General features: G+C 50.6%; 19 protein-coding genes. 17 read left to right on the top strand and 2 right to left on the bottom strand.

The genetic code is table 11. From position 1 onward, the window contains the following. Positions 1-19 precede the first annotated feature (19 nt). The 11 genes from V3U24_01515 to V3U24_01465 all read left to right on the top strand — a co-directional run bounded on the left by V3U24_01515 (position 20) and on the right by V3U24_01465 (position 10,970). Positions 20-1,516: a sugar ABC transporter ATP-binding protein gene (locus tag V3U24_01515; GenBank protein MEE9166134.1), complete on the top strand. Its 1,497-nt coding sequence runs from the start codon at positions 20-22 to the stop codon at positions 1,514-1,516. Between the two features lie 2 nt (positions 1,517-1,518). Further along, positions 1,519-2,466: a ribose ABC transporter permease gene (locus V3U24_01510; protein ID MEE9166133.1), complete on the top strand. Its 948-nt coding sequence runs from the start codon at positions 1,519-1,521 to the stop codon at positions 2,464-2,466. A gap of 24 nt (positions 2,467-2,490) precedes the next feature. Further along, positions 2,491-3,432 (top strand): sugar ABC transporter substrate-binding protein, encoded by a 942-nt coding sequence (locus V3U24_01505; GenBank protein MEE9166132.1) that lies wholly within the window; start codon positions 2,491-2,493, stop codon positions 3,430-3,432. Continuing rightward, positions 3,416-3,817, top strand: a complete 402-nt coding sequence (locus V3U24_01500; protein ID MEE9166131.1) for a hypothetical protein — start codon at positions 3,416-3,418, stop codon at positions 3,815-3,817. Before V3U24_01505 ends, V3U24_01500 begins: the two co-directional genes overlap by 17 nt. 132 nt (positions 3,818-3,949) lie before the next feature. Further along, positions 3,950-4,090, top strand: coding sequence for a hypothetical protein (locus tag V3U24_01495; GenBank protein ID MEE9166130.1), 141 nt, complete (start codon positions 3,950-3,952; stop codon positions 4,088-4,090). A 128-nt stretch (positions 4,091-4,218) separates the two neighbouring features. Then, positions 4,219-6,090 carry a 3D-(3,5/4)-trihydroxycyclohexane-1,2-dione acylhydrolase (decyclizing) gene (gene iolD, locus V3U24_01490; GenBank protein ID MEE9166129.1) on the top strand — a complete coding sequence of 624 codons (1,872 nt, stop codon included), beginning with the start codon at positions 4,219-4,221 and terminating at the stop codon, positions 6,088-6,090. Then, positions 6,087-6,980, top strand: coding sequence for a myo-inosose-2 dehydratase (iolE, locus tag V3U24_01485; protein ID MEE9166128.1), 894 nt, complete (start codon positions 6,087-6,089; stop codon positions 6,978-6,980). Before iolD ends, iolE begins: the two co-directional genes overlap by 4 nt. A gap of 12 nt (positions 6,981-6,992) precedes the next feature. Then, positions 6,993-8,060 carry a transaldolase family protein gene (locus tag V3U24_01480; protein MEE9166127.1) on the top strand — a complete coding sequence of 356 codons (1,068 nt, stop codon included), beginning with the start codon at positions 6,993-6,995 and terminating at the stop codon, positions 8,058-8,060. Then, positions 8,057-8,830 (top strand): 5-deoxy-glucuronate isomerase, encoded by a 774-nt coding sequence (locus V3U24_01475; GenBank protein MEE9166126.1) that lies wholly within the window; start codon positions 8,057-8,059, stop codon positions 8,828-8,830. The genes V3U24_01480 and V3U24_01475 overlap by 4 nt, the downstream gene beginning before the upstream one ends. 220 nt (positions 8,831-9,050) lie before the next feature. Continuing rightward, positions 9,051-9,983 carry an arginase family protein gene (locus tag V3U24_01470; protein MEE9166125.1) on the top strand — a complete coding sequence of 311 codons (933 nt, stop codon included), beginning with the start codon at positions 9,051-9,053 and terminating at the stop codon, positions 9,981-9,983. Between the two features lie 237 nt (positions 9,984-10,220). After that, positions 10,221-10,970 (top strand): hypothetical protein, encoded by a 750-nt coding sequence (locus V3U24_01465; GenBank protein MEE9166124.1) that lies wholly within the window; start codon positions 10,221-10,223, stop codon positions 10,968-10,970. 887 nt (positions 10,971-11,857) lie between these two features. On the opposite strand, the gene V3U24_01460 is transcribed toward V3U24_01465, so the two are convergent. Both V3U24_01460 and V3U24_01455 read right to left on the bottom strand, forming a co-directional pair. Continuing rightward, positions 11,858-12,052: a hypothetical protein gene (locus V3U24_01460; protein MEE9166123.1), complete on the bottom strand. Its 195-nt coding sequence runs from the start codon at positions 12,050-12,052 to the stop codon at positions 11,858-11,860. A gap of 288 nt (positions 12,053-12,340) precedes the next feature. Beyond that, the gene (locus V3U24_01455) at positions 12,341-12,868 is read right to left on the bottom strand and encodes a hypothetical protein (protein MEE9166122.1); all 528 of its coding nucleotides are present in this window, start codon (positions 12,866-12,868) and stop codon (positions 12,341-12,343) included. A gap of 390 nt (positions 12,869-13,258) precedes the next feature. On the opposite strand from V3U24_01455, the gene V3U24_01450 reads away from it, so the two are divergent. From V3U24_01450 to V3U24_01425, 6 genes are all read left to right on the top strand, one after another. Next, a complete protein-coding gene (locus V3U24_01450; protein MEE9166121.1) occupies positions 13,259-14,089 on the top strand; it encodes an NAD(P)-binding protein in 831 nt (276 codons plus the stop codon). Between the two features lie 118 nt (positions 14,090-14,207). Then, the gene (locus V3U24_01445; protein MEE9166120.1) at positions 14,208-15,263 is read left to right on the top strand and encodes a type IV pilus twitching motility protein PilT; all 1,056 of its coding nucleotides are present in this window, start codon (positions 14,208-14,210) and stop codon (positions 15,261-15,263) included. A gap of 118 nt (positions 15,264-15,381) precedes the next feature. Then, the gene (locus V3U24_01440; protein ID MEE9166119.1) at positions 15,382-16,134 is read left to right on the top strand and encodes an ABC transporter ATP-binding protein; all 753 of its coding nucleotides are present in this window, start codon (positions 15,382-15,384) and stop codon (positions 16,132-16,134) included. Continuing rightward, positions 16,131-16,934 (top strand): hypothetical protein, encoded by an 804-nt coding sequence (locus V3U24_01435; GenBank protein MEE9166118.1) that lies wholly within the window; start codon positions 16,131-16,133, stop codon positions 16,932-16,934. The genes V3U24_01440 and V3U24_01435 overlap by 4 nt, the downstream gene beginning before the upstream one ends. 520 nt (positions 16,935-17,454) lie before the next feature. Beyond that, the gene (locus tag V3U24_01430) at positions 17,455-17,838 is read left to right on the top strand and encodes a response regulator (protein MEE9166117.1); all 384 of its coding nucleotides are present in this window, start codon (positions 17,455-17,457) and stop codon (positions 17,836-17,838) included. 41 nt (positions 17,839-17,879) lie between these two features. Continuing rightward, positions 17,880-17,969, top strand: a 90-nt coding sequence (locus V3U24_01425; protein ID MEE9166116.1) for a prepilin peptidase, incomplete at its 3' end; no start/stop codon positions are given.

Below are 17,969 nucleotides of genomic sequence, written 5' to 3'. Positions count from 1 at the left end.
TCAAAGCAATAGAACTCATTTGAAGACCTCAGACAACAATACCGTACTCAAGATGATCAACATCCGGAAGGAGTTCCCCGGGGTCATCGCCCTGGACAATGTCCATTTTGAGCTGAATGAGGCGGAAGTTCACGTACTTCTTGGAGAGAACGGCGCAGGAAAATCGACCCTGGTAAAAATCTTGGGCGGAGCCTACCAGAAGACGGACGGAGAGATTATTCTCTTTGGTGAGGAGACAGACATAAGAAATCCAAGGTATGCTCAAGATGCCGGCATCAGCATCATCTATCAGGAACTGAATCTTGTCCCTCAACTCACCGCGGGAGAGAACATTTTCCTTGGTCGCGAGCCCACCCAGATGGGGGTGATCGACAAAAGGAGAATGTTCCAGCGGGCCCAGGCGATTCTGGATGATCTGGGCGTAGAGATCTCGGCCCGGAGTGTAGTGAAGAACCTGGGCGTGGCCCAGCAGCAAATGGTTGAAGTAGCCAAATCTCTTTCGCTTCACGCGAAGATCCTCATCATGGATGAGCCCACTTCCGCCCTGACCGATAACGAAATTGCTCAGCTTTTTTCCGCCATACGGCGACTGAAGGAAAGGAAAGTATCCATCATCTACATCTCGCACCGGCTGGAAGAGGTTTTCCAAATAGGAAACAAGGTAACAGTTCTCCGCGACGGACGGCATATCGCGACCGTGGACATAAAAGACACCTCCCGAGATCAACTCATCCGCATGATGGCCAACCGGGAACTAAAGGAACACTTCCCCAAAAAGAAATCCCCGCGGGGAGAAGAGATTCTGAGGGTGGAGAATCTTTGCAAAAAGGGAATGTTAAAAGACATCACATTTTCTCTTCACAAAGGGGAGATTCTCGGCATTTCCGGTCTTCTTGGATCGGGCCGGACGCAGCTGGCACGCGTGATCTTTGGCGTTGACAGAATGGATTCTGGCAAAGTCTATGTTAAGCGTCAGTTGATCGACATCAAATCGCCGCGTCAGGCTATCAGTCTTGGCATCGGATTCTTAACAGAGGATAGAAAGTCCCAGGGATTGGTCTTGGATCTGACTTTGAAGGAGAACATCTGTCTGCCCAGTGTAGATCGGTTCGCGACGTTTGGTGTGATGAACGTTGGAGAGGAGAACAGTTCTGCGGAGCAGTATGTAAAGGAGCTGGCCATCAAAACCACCGGTCTGGATCAAAAAGCGACGTTCTTGAGTGGAGGAAATCAGCAGAAGGTGGTGCTGAGCAAATGGCTGTGCAGTCAGGCGGATATGTTTATTTTTGACGAGCCAACGAGGGGGATTGATGTGGCTTCGAAAGTGGAGATCTACAAGTTGATGAACAGGCTTACTGCCGAGGGTGTTGGCATTATCATGATTTCTTCAGAGCTGCCGGAAATCATCGGCATGAGCGACAGGATTCTGGTGATGTGCCAGGGGATGATCTCCGGTCGATTCTCCTCACGTGAGGCGACTCAGGAGAAAATTCTGCAGCGGGCCCTGGCGGACTGAGAATGACGATAAAGAGTTTCATTTTACACTATTCTCGCCAGTTCGGTACGTTGATTGGACTCATCGTACTGATCATTGTGCTCTGGATCTTAACGCCATATTTTCTGACGGTCTCGAATCTATTGAATGTTGCTCAACAGACGTCCATAAACGCCATCATCGCCGTGGGATTGACGTTTGTGATTATCACGGCGGGAATTGATCTATCCGTTGGATCAATCATGGCATTTGCCGGAGTTGTGCTGGCAAGTGCCCTTCAAGGCGGTGCTCCAATTGCCCTTGCAGTTGTTGCGGGGTTGGGTGTTGGGCTTCTGTGCGGTCTGGTGAACGGAGTTCTCATATCCTACGGGAGACTGCCGCCTTTTATTTCGACTCTCGGAATGATGAGTGTTGCACGGGGGGCTGCTCTGCTTTATACCCAGGGGAGACCTATCTCAGGGTTTCCAACACCCTTCCGGTCTCTGGCAACAGGAGAAGTACTGGGGATTCCTTCTCCCGTCATCATCATGATTGGGGTCTACGTGATCGCACATTTTGTATTGACCCGGACGAAGCTGGGACGTTACACCTACGCCATCGGCGGTAACGAAGAGGCGGCACTCCTTTCTGGCGTGAATGTGCGGGTACACAAGACAGTGGTTTATGGAATCTCCGGAATGCTCAGTGGCCTGGCCGCCATTATCCTGAACGCCCGTTTGAATTCGGCCCAGCCAATCGCCGGCATCATGTACGAACTGGACGCCATCGCAGCCACTGTTATCGGAGGGACGAGCCTCATGGGGGGAGAAGGGAGAGTCATCGGTACCCTCATCGGCGCATTTATCATGGGAGTCCTGAGAAACGGCCTCAATCTTCTTGGCGTTTCCTCATTCATTCAACAGACGGTTATAGGAAGTGTCATTATCCTTGCGGTTCTCATGGATATGACTTTGAAAAAGCAAAGACGGTAGATTAATCGGGGGGTAGTCAATACGATGAAACTCAAGCTCACGCTTCTGGTAACAGTTCTTGCGATCTTTGTGGCATTGTTGGGGTGTCAGCGCGGAAAGGAGACTGCGCAAGAAGGTCCATCCGTTGCACTCGTCATGAAAACCTTGAACAATCCTTTCTTCATCGAAATGCAGAAAGGGGCGGAAATTGCCGCTGAAAAGTTGGGTATAAACCTGATCGTCCAGGCAGCCGAGCGCGAGGTGGACGCGGAAAAGCAGTTGCAGATCGTGGAGAACATGATTCAGAGAAAGGTGAATGCAATTTGCGTTACCCCCAGCGGTTCGAAAGAGATAGTGGCTGCCATCGTCAAGGCTAACCGGGCACGGATTCCAGTGCTGGTGGTGGATACTCGAGTGGATGCCGGAGTGTTGAAGGAGGCGGGTGGTCGCTACGCGACATTTATCGGCTCAGATAATTTTGAAGGGGGGAAAATTGCCGGCGAGTATCTGATACAAAGGCTGAAAGGAACCGGAAAAGTAGCCATCCTTGAAGGCATTCCGGGTCACGAGACGGGGGATGCTCGCCTGAGGGGGTTTCATTCAGCCATCGATACGGTGCCAGGAATCGAGATTGAGGCATCCCAGACGGCAAACTGGGAGAGGGACCAGGGATTCAACGTCTTCCAGAACATCCTTCAATCTCATCCTGAGGTCCAGGCTCTTTTTGCTTGCAGCGACTTGATGGCCCTGGGCGCCATTGAAGCCATAGCCGCAGCCGGTAGAACAGGTGACATCGTCGTTATTGGGTTCGACGCTCTTCCCGAAGCCCGCGATCTTATCCAGAAGGGAGTAATGGCAGGATCCGTGGCCCAATTTGCCGATGAAATGGGAAGGCTGGCCGTGGAAAATGCTTACCGCCTGATCAACGGTGAGAAGATTCCCGAAGAGATCCCTGTGAAGATCGAACTCATTGCGAGGGGGAGTTAGACTGACCAGTCCACTACGTTTCTTCTCAGCCGGGGAAGAGAAGCCCCGGGTTCAGGACAGCCGGGAGGTAGACAGGCTCTACAGTCGAAGCCGGCAGTCCGTCATGCTGTCCATAACTCTCGGTTACGGATTTGCCTATACGTGCCGGTTGGCACTGTCCGTGGTCAAGAAACCACTCATAGACCTGGATATCTTCTCGCCTGAACAGCTGGGAATTATCGGGTCGGCGATTTTCTACGGCTATGGCTTCGGAAAACTGTTCGACGGTTTTGTGGCCGATCACGCAAATCTGAGAAGGTTCCTGGCAGCAGGTGTTTTCATGTCGGCGTTGATGAACCTTTCAATGGGGTGGTCTACCGTCCTCATCGTTTGGGTAATACTGTGAGGTTTCAAGGACAAGAACATCGAGGGACTTGCGAAAATGTGCCGAGAAGCTGATCTGCACCCCAAAAGTTGTAACAATGTTTCCGAAGGATCCTTTGGATAAGTAAGGGCATGGTACAACCAGAATGGAGGAATGGTCATTTCCAGAAACCGGTACACTCCCGAATTGATTATCCGACAGTTGAGTGAAGCAGAGGTTCTCATCAGCCAGGGGATGACCACCCCTGATGCAGTTCTTGAGATGGGAGTGGTTGAAACACATTTTCACTCATGACGAAGAATAATCTTACATGAAATACAAACCGCTATGCCCTAACTTAGAAGGTTATCCAAACAACGGGGGCAGGCCAAGAGCAACATCGGTCCTCTTGGTCGGTAACAGTTGACTACTGGAGTAGAGTTATGAGTAATACGGTAAAATTGACTACGGCACAAGCGCTGGTTCGTTTCTTGAAGGCCCAGCAGGTCGAGCGGGATGGGGACCGCCAACCGTTTTTTGCCGGGATGTGGGGCATTTTCGGTCATGGAAATGTGGCTGGGTTGGGTCAGGCACTGGAGCAGGACGGGGAGTTCACACACTATTTCCCGAGGAACGAACAGGCCATGGTTCACGCTGCAGCCGCCTTTGCCAAGCAGCACCGCCGGTTGCGGGCCTTTGCTTGCACCACGTCGATAGGTCCCGGTGCCACCAATATGGTCACGGCTGCTGCCGGTGCCACCATCAACCGGCTGCCCGTGCTGCTGCTTCCGGGTGATACCTTTGCCCGGCGTAATGTGGGACCGGTCCTCCAGCAATTGGAGTATCCACTGAGTCCCGAAATATCCGTTAACGACTGCTTCAAACCGGTGAGCCGCTATTGGGACAGAATCAACCGTCCCGAACAGCTCACTACCTCCCTGCCGATGGCAATGCAGGTACTGACCGACCCGGCTCAAACCGGAGCCGTCACCATCGCCCTGCCGCAGGATGTCCAAGCGGAAGCGTTTCCCTTTCCGGAGGAGTTTTTTGAAAAACGGACACACCTCATTCCACGGACTCTGCCAGAGGAGGAGTCGCTCCGACAGGCGGCAAAGCTCATTGCCGCTTCGGAGAGGCCGCTGCTGATTGCCGGTGGCGGCGTGCTGTATTCGGCAGCCGAGGAAGCCCTGGAACAGTTCTGCGATGCCACCGGCATTCCCTCAGGTGAAACTCAGGCGGGGAAAGGAGCACTCCCCTGGAACCACCGCTGCAACCTTGGTGCCATCGGTGTTACTGGAACCTTGGCAGCAAACCGGATTGCTTCCCGGGCTGATCTGGTTATCTGCGTTGGGACCAGACTGACCGACTTTACTACCGCATCCAAGACTCAATTCCAGAATGAACGGGTCGAATTCATCGGCATCAACGTGGCCAGTTTTGACGCCCATAAACATGAAGCCCTACCTTTGGTTGGCGACGCTCGACTGACGTTACAGGCTCTGCTTGAGCAGTTGGTGGAACACTCTTATACAGTCTTTGCTGATTACCGGGAAGAGATCGACGCCCTGCGCACCGAGTGGGATCAGGAGGTGGACAGGCTGGTGGAACCTGAACCAGAGGGGGACCGGGTAAGCCAGGCAGAGCTTATTGGTCTGGTAAATGCCGCTATGACTGAGGATGACACAGTGGTGTGTGCGGCCGGCAGTCTCCCAGGCGATATGCACAAATTGTGGCGGGTAACAAACGGTGATCAGTACCACATGGAATACGGATATTCGTGCATGGGCTACGAAATTCCCGGAGGGGTGGGAGTCCGATTTGCCAAGGAACATGGAGAAGTGTTCGTCATGGTAGGGGATGGCTCGTACATGATGATGCATACGGAAATCGTCACTTCCCTGCAAGAGGACAAAAAGCTGATCATCATTCTGCTGGATAACCACGGATTTGGGAGTATCAACGGGTTGTCGAAAAGTTGCGGGAGTTCCGGGTTCGGAAATCGCTTCCGTTACCGGGAGGAAGCCAGCGGGAAGTTAACCGGGGACTTTCTTAAGATCGATTATGTGGCAAATGCCCGTTCCCTGGGTGCTACCGCACTCCGGGCGGAAACAAGCGACGAAGTTGCCAAGGCCCTTGCCACCGCCCGGGAGAATGATCGCACTACTGTGGTAGTTGTCGAACTGGAACCCTCCCGTGTCCCCGGCTACGAGTCGTGGTGGGATGTACCCGTGGCTGAAGTATCAGAGATGCCTAAGGTTCAAGAAGCACGCCGGGATTATGAACAAAAAGTGAAAGGGGAACGCCACTACCCGTGAACCAGAATAGCATTCGGGTCGGAATTGCGCCCATCAACTGGAGCAACGATGATCTGCGTGAGCTGGGCGGCGACATTTCTTTGGAACAGTGCCTGGCGGAAATGCAGGCGGCCGGGTATACCGGTACGGAATTGGGTCACAAGTTTCCTACTGTTCCGGAACGTCTCAAACCTCTCTTGGGGCGCTATGGGCTTACTCTGGCGTCATCTTGGCACTCCATCCATTTCGCCCGGGAGGTCAGTCTGGACGATGAGCTTGCCCACCTGGAGAACCGCTTAAAGTTTCTGTCTGCGATGGGCACCACGGTGATTAATCTGGCGGAATGTAGCGGTACAGTACACAACGTTCAGGATCAGCCCCTTTCGGCCCGTCCTGTTTTCACTGACCGGGAGTGGGATCGTGTTATCAAAGGTATGAATCTTGCTGGGGAGCTATGCCTTTCCTACAGAATCCACGCGGCGGTACACCATCACATGGGAACGGGAATTCAAACGGGAGAGGAGATCGATCGCCTCCTTTCCGGAACGGATCCGGACAAGGTATTTCTGTGTGCTGATACGGGTCATCTGCAATTTGCCGGGGAAGACCCTCGGACACTGGTCAAAAAGCACCAGAATCGTATTGCACACATCCATCTGAAGGATCTTCGACAAACGGCACTCAGGAGAGTGTGGCAAGAAGATAGTTCGTTTCTTGCTGCCGTTCTGGCAGGCGTTTTCACGGTACCGGGAGACGGGATGATTAACTTTGCCCCGATCCTTGACTTAGTCGCGCAGGGCAGCTATGAAGGGTGGCTGGTCGTCGAAGCGGAGCAGGATCCTTCCCGGGCCAATCCACTAAACTATGCACGGCTCGCACGGACCTACCTGAGCACCGTGGCTAATGTTTAATACAAGGAGCGTATGATGGCGAAAACCAAAATGCAACTAACCAGCGAGCTGGGCAGCGATTGGTGGAACGACTCAAACGATCACGCCCTGCTGCAGCATGCTGTGGATGAAGGGGCAGTAGGTGCTACCTCGAATCCAATTATTACGAAAGCAGCGGTTGAGTCTCACCCCGATGTTTGGAATCCCGTCATTGACAGGTTGATTAAGGACCACCCGGAGAAATCGGAGGATGAAATTGCCTGGTTACTTGTGGATGAGGTGGGTCGAAGAGCGGCCGCTATTCTTGAGCCGGTTTATGAGCGTACTGACGGGCGGAAAGGAAAACTTTCCTTGCAGGTAAGTCCCAAGTACTACCGCAACGCGGAAGAAATGGTTCAGCACGCAGAACACCTGGCAAGCCTGGCGCCGAACATAGCAGTCAAGAACCCCGTGGTTCCTGCCGGGTTGCGGTCAATTGAGGAACTGACAGCCCGTGGGATCACCATCAATGCTACAGTAAGCTTCTCCGTCCCCCAGGCCGTGGCAACGGCTGAGGCGATCGAACGAGGTTGGAAACGGGCCCTGGAGAATGGCGTGGACACCTCGACGCTCACTCCTTATGTTACCATCATGGTGGGCCGCATTGATGACCATCTTCGCCGCGTTATGGCCCAGCACGGAATCACCGTCGACCCAGGAGTTATCAACTGGGCTGGCGTAGCGATTTTCAAACGTGCTTACCGCATCTTTAACAAAAGAGGCTACCATGGAAAGCTCCTATCAGCGGCTTTTCGCTGTCATTTTCACTGGTCACAATTCTTGGGCGGAAGTGTGGTTATCAGTATACCATACGAGTGGTGGAATCAATTCAACGCCTCCAACATCGAAGTAGTCCAGCGTATGGAGGAGGATGTGCCCTCGGAGATTCTGGCACAATTAGAAGACAATTTCGAAGACTTTCGCCGGGCCTTCTATGAGGACGGGATGACTCCTGACGAGTTCGCCTCCTTCGGTCCCTCAGTACACACTCTGAACGACTTTCTGCAAGGGTACAATGACTTCGTGTGCATTGTACGACAGCGGATGCTGGGGCAGGTATGAGTGTGGATCTGATTACCTCCTACAGGGGTCGTCCTTTTTCTCCCGGGTTCAACAACTACGCGGACCTGGAGGCGGAAGCAGGATTGAAATTTCAGATCCTCCTTCTTGAAGCAGGTGGCAGGGAAAAGGTCGGATCGGATACCGAGGAAACGGCTGTGGTAGTCATCGAAGGCAAAGGCTCGCTACGCTATCGGGATGAACAGACCCGCTTTCACCGTACCAGTTGGGTGGAAGAGAATCCCACTGTCGTTCATTTCTCCAGAGGAGAGACGTTGACAGTTGCAGCTGAAGGAGAAACTCGGCTGGCGATCATCTCCACCATGAACGAGGAGACCTTCGAAGGGCGTGTGTATGCCCATTCTGAGATTGACGTAGAGCACCGGGGAAAAGACCTTCTTGACGGTACATGTTACCGGCTGGTACGCCTCGCCTTCGATCAATCTATTGCTCCCGAAGCAGCGAAGTTGGTCCTGGGAGAAGTACTGAATTTCCCAGGGAAGTGGAGCAGTTACCCCCCGCACCACCATGAACAGCCGGAGATTTATTACTACGAGTTTTCTCCGAAAGAAGGATATGGTCATGGGGAGCTGGGAAGTCAGGTTTTCAAGATTCAGAACAAGGATTTGCTGGTGATAACCGGAAACCGAGACCACAGTCAGGTGTCTGCTCCGGGATACCACATGTACTATATCTGGGCTATCAGACACCTCGAAGGAAAGCCGTATGCGGGGTTTGAATTTACTCCTCCATATGACCGATTGTTGGACTGAACGGAGACGGCCAGTGGTGAAACGGCAACAGCAAAGCGGGGCGGTGTCTTCTACTTGGCATATCACGACGGTATCAACACCAATCGCTTCCGTTCAGGGCCAACATTGCCATTCAGCAAAGGTCGTACTCCTTTGCTCAAGTATTCGACGACATCTCTTCCTCAATTGACCTGGAGAGAATGGTAAGGAAGATGCGCCCATACGTTGAAAGATTGCTCAATTGAATTCAAAACTCCAGTATATGAGAAGAATTGGAGTTCTGGGTGTTCCGTCCAGTGCTGGGGCTAGGCAGAAGGGACAAGAAAAGGCACCGCAGGCACTCCGCAAAGCTTCACTGCTTGAAAAGATCCGTCTAACTGGGTTAGAAGTTCTCGACTTTGGTGATCTGCCAGAGGTTTCATATCGACCAGATAAGGATAATCCCAAAAGTCAAAATCTGGAATTAGTCGTGCAAGTAGCGAAGAAGGTTTCTGGCCGGGTAAATAGGATAATACAGGAAGGTTCTCTTCCGTTAGTTCTCGGAGGAGACTGCACAATTACGGTAGGAGTACTTGACGCCATAATTAGGAATAGCCCGAATCTGGGTCTGGTCTATTTTGATGGGGATATTGATATGAACATCCCTGATACGACGATTTCCGGGATCTTTGATGGGATGGGTCTTGCACACATCATTGGAAAAGGAGTGAAGTTACTTTCGCACGTAGGTACCCGATTCCCTCTCGTCCCAGAAAAGAACATAGTACTTTTCGGTTACAATCAGGAGGCTGGGTCAATTGATGCATGGGAAACTGGAGTTTTGTCAAACTGTCAAATGGCTAAGTACCCTTTAAGCAGAATTAAAGGGATAGCCAAAGACTCAGCTAAGAAGGTCGTACACCAACTGGAGAATGAGGTGGATTCGATTCTCGTTCATTTCGATGTGGACGTGATCGATTTCGACGACTTCCCCGCGGCAGATGTGCCTCATCATAAGGGTCTGAGCTTTGATGAAACAATTGAGGCACTTACCGTGTTCATAACCAGCAAGAAATTTGTGGGTCTGGTGGTTACAGAATTCAATGTTAATCGAGACAATGAAGGCCTACTTGCCAAGAGACTGGTTGACGGAGTTGGGAAAGCTTTGAGAGGAGGACCAGGCCTTATCGCATGAAATTGACCAATCCCCATCAATAGGACCATTTCTTAAGTTGGCAGGTCGCGTTTGACATAGCCTGCTGTACCCTTCCAAATTTTCCCTCATTAATCCTGCCTATCCCAAACTCTTGTAGGACTGTGCCTACAGGAGTTTAGGAAATAGACTACATTAGAATCAGACTTATCCTAGCTGGCTTTTGCTGCGGGTTCAGTATCTTCCAGTGAAAGGAATAGCTGTTATTGTGAAAGAATTATGAGGAAACGGGTGCTGAAGCCGGTAATAGTTCTCGAGAATTCTCTGTTTGTCCTGATTCTCACTGTTACGACTGCTGGTGAGAATTCCTACCTGACAGCAACCACGGGGGAAAAGACCCTGAATTCCAGTTTGGATAAATCTGACAGTTCCGAAATGATAACAACGGGAACTGTGGCAGTCGCTCCCGATGAGGAAACTGTTGACGTAGTCTACTTGAAAAATGGTTCGATCATCAAAGGCCAGATGGGCCGGGAGATTCCCGGCAACAGTGGGACAATCGAAACCCATGAGGGGAACACGCTAAACCTTTCGCCTCAGGATATTCTAGCAACGACAAAACTAGATGAAGTGATACAGTTTCAAGCTCTAAAAAATGAGGTGATGTTTGAACTCAGGGTTGCCTCGATGGAATCCCGGAAGATTTTTGACCTTGCCGGTCTTCTCTTTTCGTATGCTGCGACCATAGGAGGATACTACACGCTGGGAGGGGAAGATCTGGCTAGAATCGTGGTTCCTGTGGCCGGACCGTTCCTGCTGTTGGAACCCCCTCAGCGGGGGACTCCCCACACTCCCTTTCCTTTCAGACAATTGTTGTTGGTGGGATCGGGTCTGGTTCAGGCCGGTTTCCTGGCTGACTACGTCATTTCAGGCAGGAGAGAAAGAAACCTGAGGAGGAAATACCACTTCGGCCTTCACCCCTCGGGGAAAAATCTCACTGTTTCTGTTACGGTAGGCCTCAATTTATAGTGTCATCCGCCTGGAATTCGATCGGACGGAATATCCTTCCAGAATAACACTTCCTGCCTTCCATGCTGGTGGATCAGTCCCCCTGCAGGAGACACCCGTTTCGCCGTCTGATTCGACCTCCCTGACCAGACGCATACTTTGGACTACTAATAGGTTGGTGTTTTCAGGGTTCTGCCCAATGTAGAGCTGTTTCCTGTCAGGAATGATGACGGGCGCATCGTAGGGGCGTTCCAGTTGATGAGACAGGGGTGAGAGAAAAAGGTTGCCACAAGTTTCTCGAGTATGAAAACTGCGGTGGTGGCCCAGTAACCGCCGTTCTCACTTCGGGAACATAATCACTTCACGTTTGTCGCACGCTTTTCCGTACCGAAATTCGACATTTTCCTATCGTCCTGAATAGATCTAGATCTTACCAGCCAGATGGGAAAAAGGCCATCTCGCCCAATCTCGAAGGATCTCGTACCATTTGAAATGTCATTGAGGGTGTGTAAAACTTAATGTCCCATAACTAGCCGGTTAGTACTTGAACGAAAATCGTACCGGAGCCGGGTGTCCTAAGTTTTTTTCAGGTTATGTGTAGGTTATGTGAAATCAACCAGACGAAGGGGGAGGGCTGCCAGTTTTTCCCATGAGACCTGAGCATGCCAGTTCCACTATGGGTCTGTGTGCCACCGAGAGGAGCAATCTAATTTGCCCTAGACTTTGAGTTTGAGTGTACGAACGAGGCAAAGGCTCTTGCCAAAGTTTTTCCAGTCAATTGTGAATTGGTCCGCCGCTGCACCTCTACGCTGTGCTATTTATCCATCGTAATGAAATGAAGATGGACGAGGGGCAAGCCCTTTTGTCTGCGTAAATGAACGTGCCAGAAGTAACAGCAACTTGGCTTCTCATTCGATATCACCGAGGACGATAGCCTTGGAATCGATGGTGGTGTTGCCTCCCTTTCTGGTTATCTTTCCCCCCACTATCCCGTAAACTTTTAGTCGACCTCCCTCATTTACTATGTCGCCGTTGACCGTGCCGTAAAGATGAACTCTGGCATTCTTCTTAATGGTAAGATCTCCAATGATCTCGCCACGCACGGCAAATGTCGTATTCTGGGAAACTTCTGTGGATCCGATTATGAGACCGTCCAGTCGTGTATCCTCCTTGATGACAGTCTCACTTCCGATTTTACCCTTGACTATTTTAATCCGTCACCTCGACCCCACTGGTTTCCTTCAGAACCGTTGCGTGACCTAATATAAGGTAGAGAAGTTATGAAATCCAGTAAACTATTTTAATTTGTGAATTATTTTTCTCTATGAAGTTAAAAACCTTGAAAAGGTTTCGAAACCTTTTCAAGGTTCAGTTTAAGAAGATGAGTGGGGTTAGATTTCCCGGACGCCGAGTACGTAGAAAAGGACAACAAGGACCAGAACCTGCACGATCCAGCCGACAGCGCAAACACCTACGGCGCGAATCGTACTCTGGTAGTCCAGAGCCTGCCTCACCGCGATTATTACGGCTACCAGCATCCAAACGGCAGCGAGTGGAAAGACAACCACTCTAAGTCCTGGTATAACACCCAGCACCCGTATCAAGCCGGGTGAACTTGCGAAGCCAATAGTCCGGAGCAATTCACCGGTATCTGCATCGGTCGAGGGTTCAGGGAGGAGTTTTGTTCCAACAAGATAGGTGAGATAGGCCCAGACAAACCATCCTATGAGAGCTATGATGGTTCCCAGGAAAATACCGCCAGGTCCCACTGTTTCAATGCTCCCTATTCCGGCCGCCAGGCTTGAAAGAACGACGACCACCATTGCCTGCCCCGACGCACTCCGGTCGGCTTCAACCTCTTCATATAGTTCAGGATCAAGAATGGCAGCACGAACAATGCGATTCAGAATTCTGGTCATCTGTTCTACCTAACCTGTACTATTCATTAAGCACATCCCGCTTGATCGGGACAGGGTGAACACAGAGTATATGAATTTGATATTAAGAACCTTAATAATTGATTTGAAATTTGCTTTTGGGGGTATTTTGGACACGTTATCTTTGTCTGAATCTGGTTATTATGCTTCTCTCTGACCTATGTGGCTTCTTGGTGAATAGATCAGGCGAAATTAATGAATCATGACGAGAAATAGTCCCTTTTTCTCACCCATCGTTATGCAACGAACACGACTTCCCAAAGATGAATTCTGAAGCCTGACACACATTTTATCAGTAAATTGTACTCCACTGTATGATCGTCGTCATCTCAAATCTAAAGAAAAATGCTTAGGCGGAATCGGACAAAAGGGTTGTCACGAAAAGGGAAATCCGGCAGGCGAATCGTTCTCTGCGGGTGGAACAAGAACGTTGACCACGTCGTGGAATCCCTCAAGACCGTGAACGATGACGGCAGACTGGGAATCGTTCTCGTGAACAGTCAAGATAAGGAGGTCGTTGAGGATTTGATAAGCAGGTCTCCGACGGTTGACTTCAAGTTCGTGCAGGGAGACTACACGCGAGAAAGCGTCCTCCAGGGAGCCAACCTGAAGGACTGTGCCGCAGCAATAATTCTTTCTTCGGACAGGTTTTCGGACAGGTCAAAGCCAGATGAGAAGACCATTTTTGCATGCCTCGCCATCAAGAGTCTATATCCAGACGTAAAAGTCCTGGCCTGCCTTGCGGAACGAGACAATCTGGACCATCTCAGACGAGCCAACGCGGATGAGATAATCCTCAACGCCGATCTGGATGCCTTTCTGGTTGCCTCACGTGTGCTGGATCCTGGTGTTCCTCAGACAGTGGAAGCCCTCCTGACCAGAAGTTCCGGCGCCCGGCTCCGTACAGTAGGAATTCCCCCTGAGTTTGTCGACAGATCATTCACCGATCTATTCGATCATTTCTGGAAGGAGCACAGCTGGATCTTGATAAGTGTGTTCCTGCAGGAAGAAAGGATTGGAGTCAAGGAGATCCTGGCTGCAGATACATCCTCTTTGGATGCCTTTATTGAACGGAAGTTGAAAGAGGCCGGATATCGCTTAGAAGAAGAGAGCAGGAAATCAGTTGTGATAAATCCTGAGGGAGAATACATGGTAAAAAAGAATGAAAGAGCAATCGTCATCCAATCTCATTTGGACGCATAAGGTCCATGCAGGTACGAAAATCAGGCCCAGAAGTGAGTTACGCCTTCTTTCTACACTGTCCATTCTTATGTTGAGAGGGTTTTAGTCAGGCAAAATGCCGGAACCAAAAAAGAAGGACATGCAGATCGATGACCTGTTGCGCCTGATGATCGAAACGGAGGCATCGGATTTGCATCTCAAGGTACCCGGGATACCCATCTTTCGTATCGATGGCGTGCTTGTCGCGGCCGAGGGATATCCTGAGGTGACGCCGGAGTGGAGCAAAGCAACTCTGCAGAGCATCACCAATGAGGATCAGTTCGAAGTATTCCAGAGGGATCTGGAGCTGGATTTTTCCTACAGCATTCCTGGTCTGGCGAGGTTTCGTGTCAACGCGAGTCGTCAGCGCGGCACGGAGACTATCGCATTCAGGTTAATCAACTGGGAAATCCCTGGGGTCGAAGATCTGGGGCTACCGCAAATCTGTAAGGAGTTGGTGTTCAAACCGAGGGGACTGGTCATTGTGACCGGTCCCACAGGAAGCGGGAAGTCGACGACCCTGGCATCCATGATAAATCATTTGAATGAAGTGGAGAATAAGCACATCATTACCATTGAAGATCCCATCGAATATCTCTTCCGCGACAAGGAATCCATCATCTCACAGCGAGAAATCGGTGCCGACACGCTCTCCTTTGCCTCCGCTATGAAACATGCGCTGAGACAGGATCCCGATGTGATCCTCGTAGGTGAAATGCGCGACCTGGAAACAATTCAGGCGGCGCTTACCGGAGCAGAAACAGGTCACCTCGTGCTGGCCACACTGCATACTCCCGGAGCTGCACAAACGGTGGACCGCATTATTGATGTTTTCCCGGGAGCCGCGCAGCAGCAAATCCGGCTCCAACTGTCAAATAGCCTGGAGGGAGTCATTTACCAGGAACTTTTGCCACGAGCAGATAATGAGGGTCGGGTCCCGGCCGTCGAGGTGATGGTGGGCACGAGAGCTGTCAGGAATCTTATACGTGAGGATAAGACACATCAGATAGTCAGTGTCATCCAGTCAGGGGCTCAACACGGAATGCAGACGCTGGATCAGTCTCTGGCACTACTGGTAAAGAAGAGGATGATAACTCTGGAGGATGCAAGCTCCAAATCGAGCGATCCGAAAATTTTTCGGAGCCTCATAGGATAGTCTCTACATGAGGTGAGATCTTGCTTCCACGAACCTCACATAGTCCACCCCTTACGACGAATACATCTCTTCTTGTAGATCTGTTCTTCGGTATGTTAGCGTTCATCTCCCTGTAACCGTGGCACCCGCGCTAAAAGCCCTGAGCTTGAGAAAACAATTCAGGGGAGCCCGTGGACGTGGCGATGTTCTTGCAGTGGATGACCTATCCTTGGAAGTGGAGAAGGATGAGATATATGGTTTTCTGGGTCCCAACGGCGCGGGGAAAACGACGACTTTACGCATGCTGATAGGCCTTTGCATCCCCGACGCGGGAAAGATCAGTATCATGGGTCACGACTTCACCGGAGCCCGATTGCCGGCAAGAATCGGATATCTTCCCGAGGAGCATCTGTTCTATCCACACCTGAAGGTAGGTCAATTTCTGTCTGTAATGGGACACGTGGCATCGGACGGGAACGGTGGGATGGTTAGTGTGGAAGTGGATAGAGTCCGGGATATGATGGCTCTGGATCCTATCATGGATATGAAAATCGGCGACCTTTCGAAGGGCAACAGACAGAAAGTAGCCCTGGCTCAAGCCTTCATAGGGTCACCGGACCTGTTGATTCTCGATGAACCCACCTCGGGGTTGGACCCTCTCGCGTCGAAACGATTAACATCAATTCTGACGGAATTGAAGAACGAAAGCGTGACAATACTTCTTTCATCCCATCGTCTGACAGAAGTGGAGCTGGTTTCGGACCGAATTGGGTTGATAAGGGAGGGAAAAATGGTGATGGAGGGTCAAACCTCGGACCTAATGGCAGAGGGAAAAGCTGCAAGCCTGGAAGAATTGTTTCTCACTGTTTACGAAGAGGCGAAAAGGGAGTGAAGGTCTTTGCCATCGCGCGATTGACCTATTCGGTGGAGCGACACCGCTCGGAGATACTGATTCTGGCTCTTATCGGATTCGTTCTGGCATTTTCCATGAGTCTTATCTCTCTTAGTCCTGCGCTGACAAGTCAAGTCCTGGGATATGCAAGTTCAGACCGGTCCCTGGAACGGAGCGCTCTCATGTTGCAGGGGGGGCTTTTCTACTCCGAAATATGCGTATTCCTAATTGGATTTCTGATTGCCATGAACACCTTTTCCGGTGACAAGAAAAGTGGCATATTGGACATTGTCCTCTCAAAACAGCTCACCAGAAGTCAATACCTCACGGGGAAGTTCTTGGGGGCCTTCATTCTATGTTGTGCGGCGTATCTGGTCATGATTCTTCCCATCGTGGGCTCAACAGTCTATTCGGGTCAGTGGGGTGTTTCAATTTCGACAACACTTTCATATCTGTCGGGCTGTGTTAAAGTAATTATTTACCTGAGCCTCACATTTTTCTTTTTGATGAGACTTCCGAGGTTCCTGGCACCCATGATGGGGCTCGTATTTGTAGCCATGGGTTATTTTTCGCAAAGCCTGTCTTTGATGCACGCGAATTCAGAGGGAATCTGGCGCTGGCTCTCCATGATCTCATATTATTTTATTCCTCATTTGACAGAAGTCACAGTGGCGTCCATTTTTAGTCCGCTTCCTGGCAGCGGCCCGGATTATGCCAAGTGGTTCTTGGTTTACGGATTATTATACCCAGGGGTCTTCTTGCTTTTGTCGCTGAAACTGTTCAAGAGAAGATCGCTGTAGGAGGCTAAGGCGAACAACAAGGCGAAGGCGGAGGCTAAGGAGAAGGAGAGAAGGCGAAGGCTGAGGCGAAGGCGAAGGAAAGGAGGGGTGAGCTACAAGGACTTTACAGAAATGCCCATATGGCAACAAGCTTTCGAATTATTGGTAAGGATTTACGGGACCACGAAGAATTATCCTTTGGATGAAAGGTTTGGGTTGATATCGGATATGCGTAGGTCTGCAAATTCTATAACACATAATATTGCTGAGGGGTTTGGCCGTTTTGAGTCTAAAGATAAAACGCGCTTCTATCCACAGGATGCTGTGCATAAGATTTCGCGTGGCAGTTCGTATGAGTTGATCAGTCAACTAATGGTCAGCGTGGCGTTGTCTTACATTAGCGAAAAGACAAGGAATGCCTTAGTTAGATCTACAAGAGATATCATTGAGGAACTAAATGCGCTTATCAAAACTCTGGAATCCAAGCCTTAGCCTAAGTCTCAGCCTCAGCCCTAGCCTTTTTCAAAGAGGATAATAGCAAATGGCCGCCGATAAGAAAAAGACCGTCCTTATTGTGGATAGTGAGGAAGAAGTCGTCTCAGCCGTCACTGAGAGACTTGAAAAGCGTGGAATGAACGTCATAGGCGCTGCAGATGGCATCCAGGGGCTAAACATGGCTCGATCAAAGAGTCCAGACCTCATCCTGCTGGAAGTACTTCTTCCCAAGCTGGATGGATACCACGTTTGCAGATTACTGAAGTTCGATCAAAGGTTTCGACAAATCCCCATAATCATCGTTACTGCCAAGCGAAGTGAGCGCGACGAAAAGGTCGGGCTGGAAGCAGGAGCAGACAAGTTCCTGAGCAAACCTTTCAAGATAAGCCAGCTTCTTCCGCTGATAGATGAACTCATAGGTAGTGAGTAGGTTGTGTCGTGATATTCGTCACCTGGATCTTTCCGTTCGCAATGGGAGCCGTGTTTGGGAGTTTTTTGAACGTCTGTATCTACCGGATCCCAAAGGATCTTTCGCTGGTAAAACCGGCCTCACACTGTCCC

Source organism: Candidatus Neomarinimicrobiota bacterium, assembly GCA_036476315.1.
GTDB lineage: Bacteria > Fidelibacterota > Marinisomatia > Marinisomatales > S15-B10 > JAZGBI01.
The sequence above is the reverse complement of the archived record's forward strand: the minus strand, read 5'-3'. Positions and strand labels throughout refer to the sequence as shown.

What these genes read in the sequence shown, in the direction of transcription:
- V3U24_01510 (MEE9166133.1), top strand. Translation starts at nt 1,519, where the DNA reads ATGACGATAAAGAGTTTCATTTTACACTATTCTCGCCAGTTCGGTACG.
- V3U24_01505 (MEE9166132.1), top strand. Translation starts at nt 2,491, where the DNA reads ATGAAACTCAAGCTCACGCTTCTGGTAACAGTTCTTGCGATCTTTGTG.
- V3U24_01495 (MEE9166130.1), top strand. Translation starts at nt 3,950, where the DNA reads ATGGTCATTTCCAGAAACCGGTACACTCCCGAATTGATTATCCGACAG.
- iolD (MEE9166129.1), top strand. Translation starts at nt 4,219, where the DNA reads ATGAGTAATACGGTAAAATTGACTACGGCACAAGCGCTGGTTCGTTTC.
- V3U24_01480 (MEE9166127.1), top strand. Translation starts at nt 6,993, where the DNA reads ATGATGGCGAAAACCAAAATGCAACTAACCAGCGAGCTGGGCAGCGAT.
- V3U24_01475 (MEE9166126.1), top strand. Translation starts at nt 8,057, where the DNA reads ATGAGTGTGGATCTGATTACCTCCTACAGGGGTCGTCCTTTTTCTCCC.
- V3U24_01465 (MEE9166124.1), top strand. Translation starts at nt 10,221, where the DNA reads ATGAGGAAACGGGTGCTGAAGCCGGTAATAGTTCTCGAGAATTCTCTG.
- V3U24_01455 (MEE9166122.1), bottom strand. Translation starts at nt 12,868, where the DNA reads ATGACCAGAATTCTGAATCGCATTGTTCGTGCTGCCATTCTTGATCCT.
- V3U24_01445 (MEE9166120.1), top strand. Translation starts at nt 14,208, where the DNA reads ATGCAGATCGATGACCTGTTGCGCCTGATGATCGAAACGGAGGCATCG.
- V3U24_01430 (MEE9166117.1), top strand. Translation starts at nt 17,455, where the DNA reads ATGGCCGCCGATAAGAAAAAGACCGTCCTTATTGTGGATAGTGAGGAA.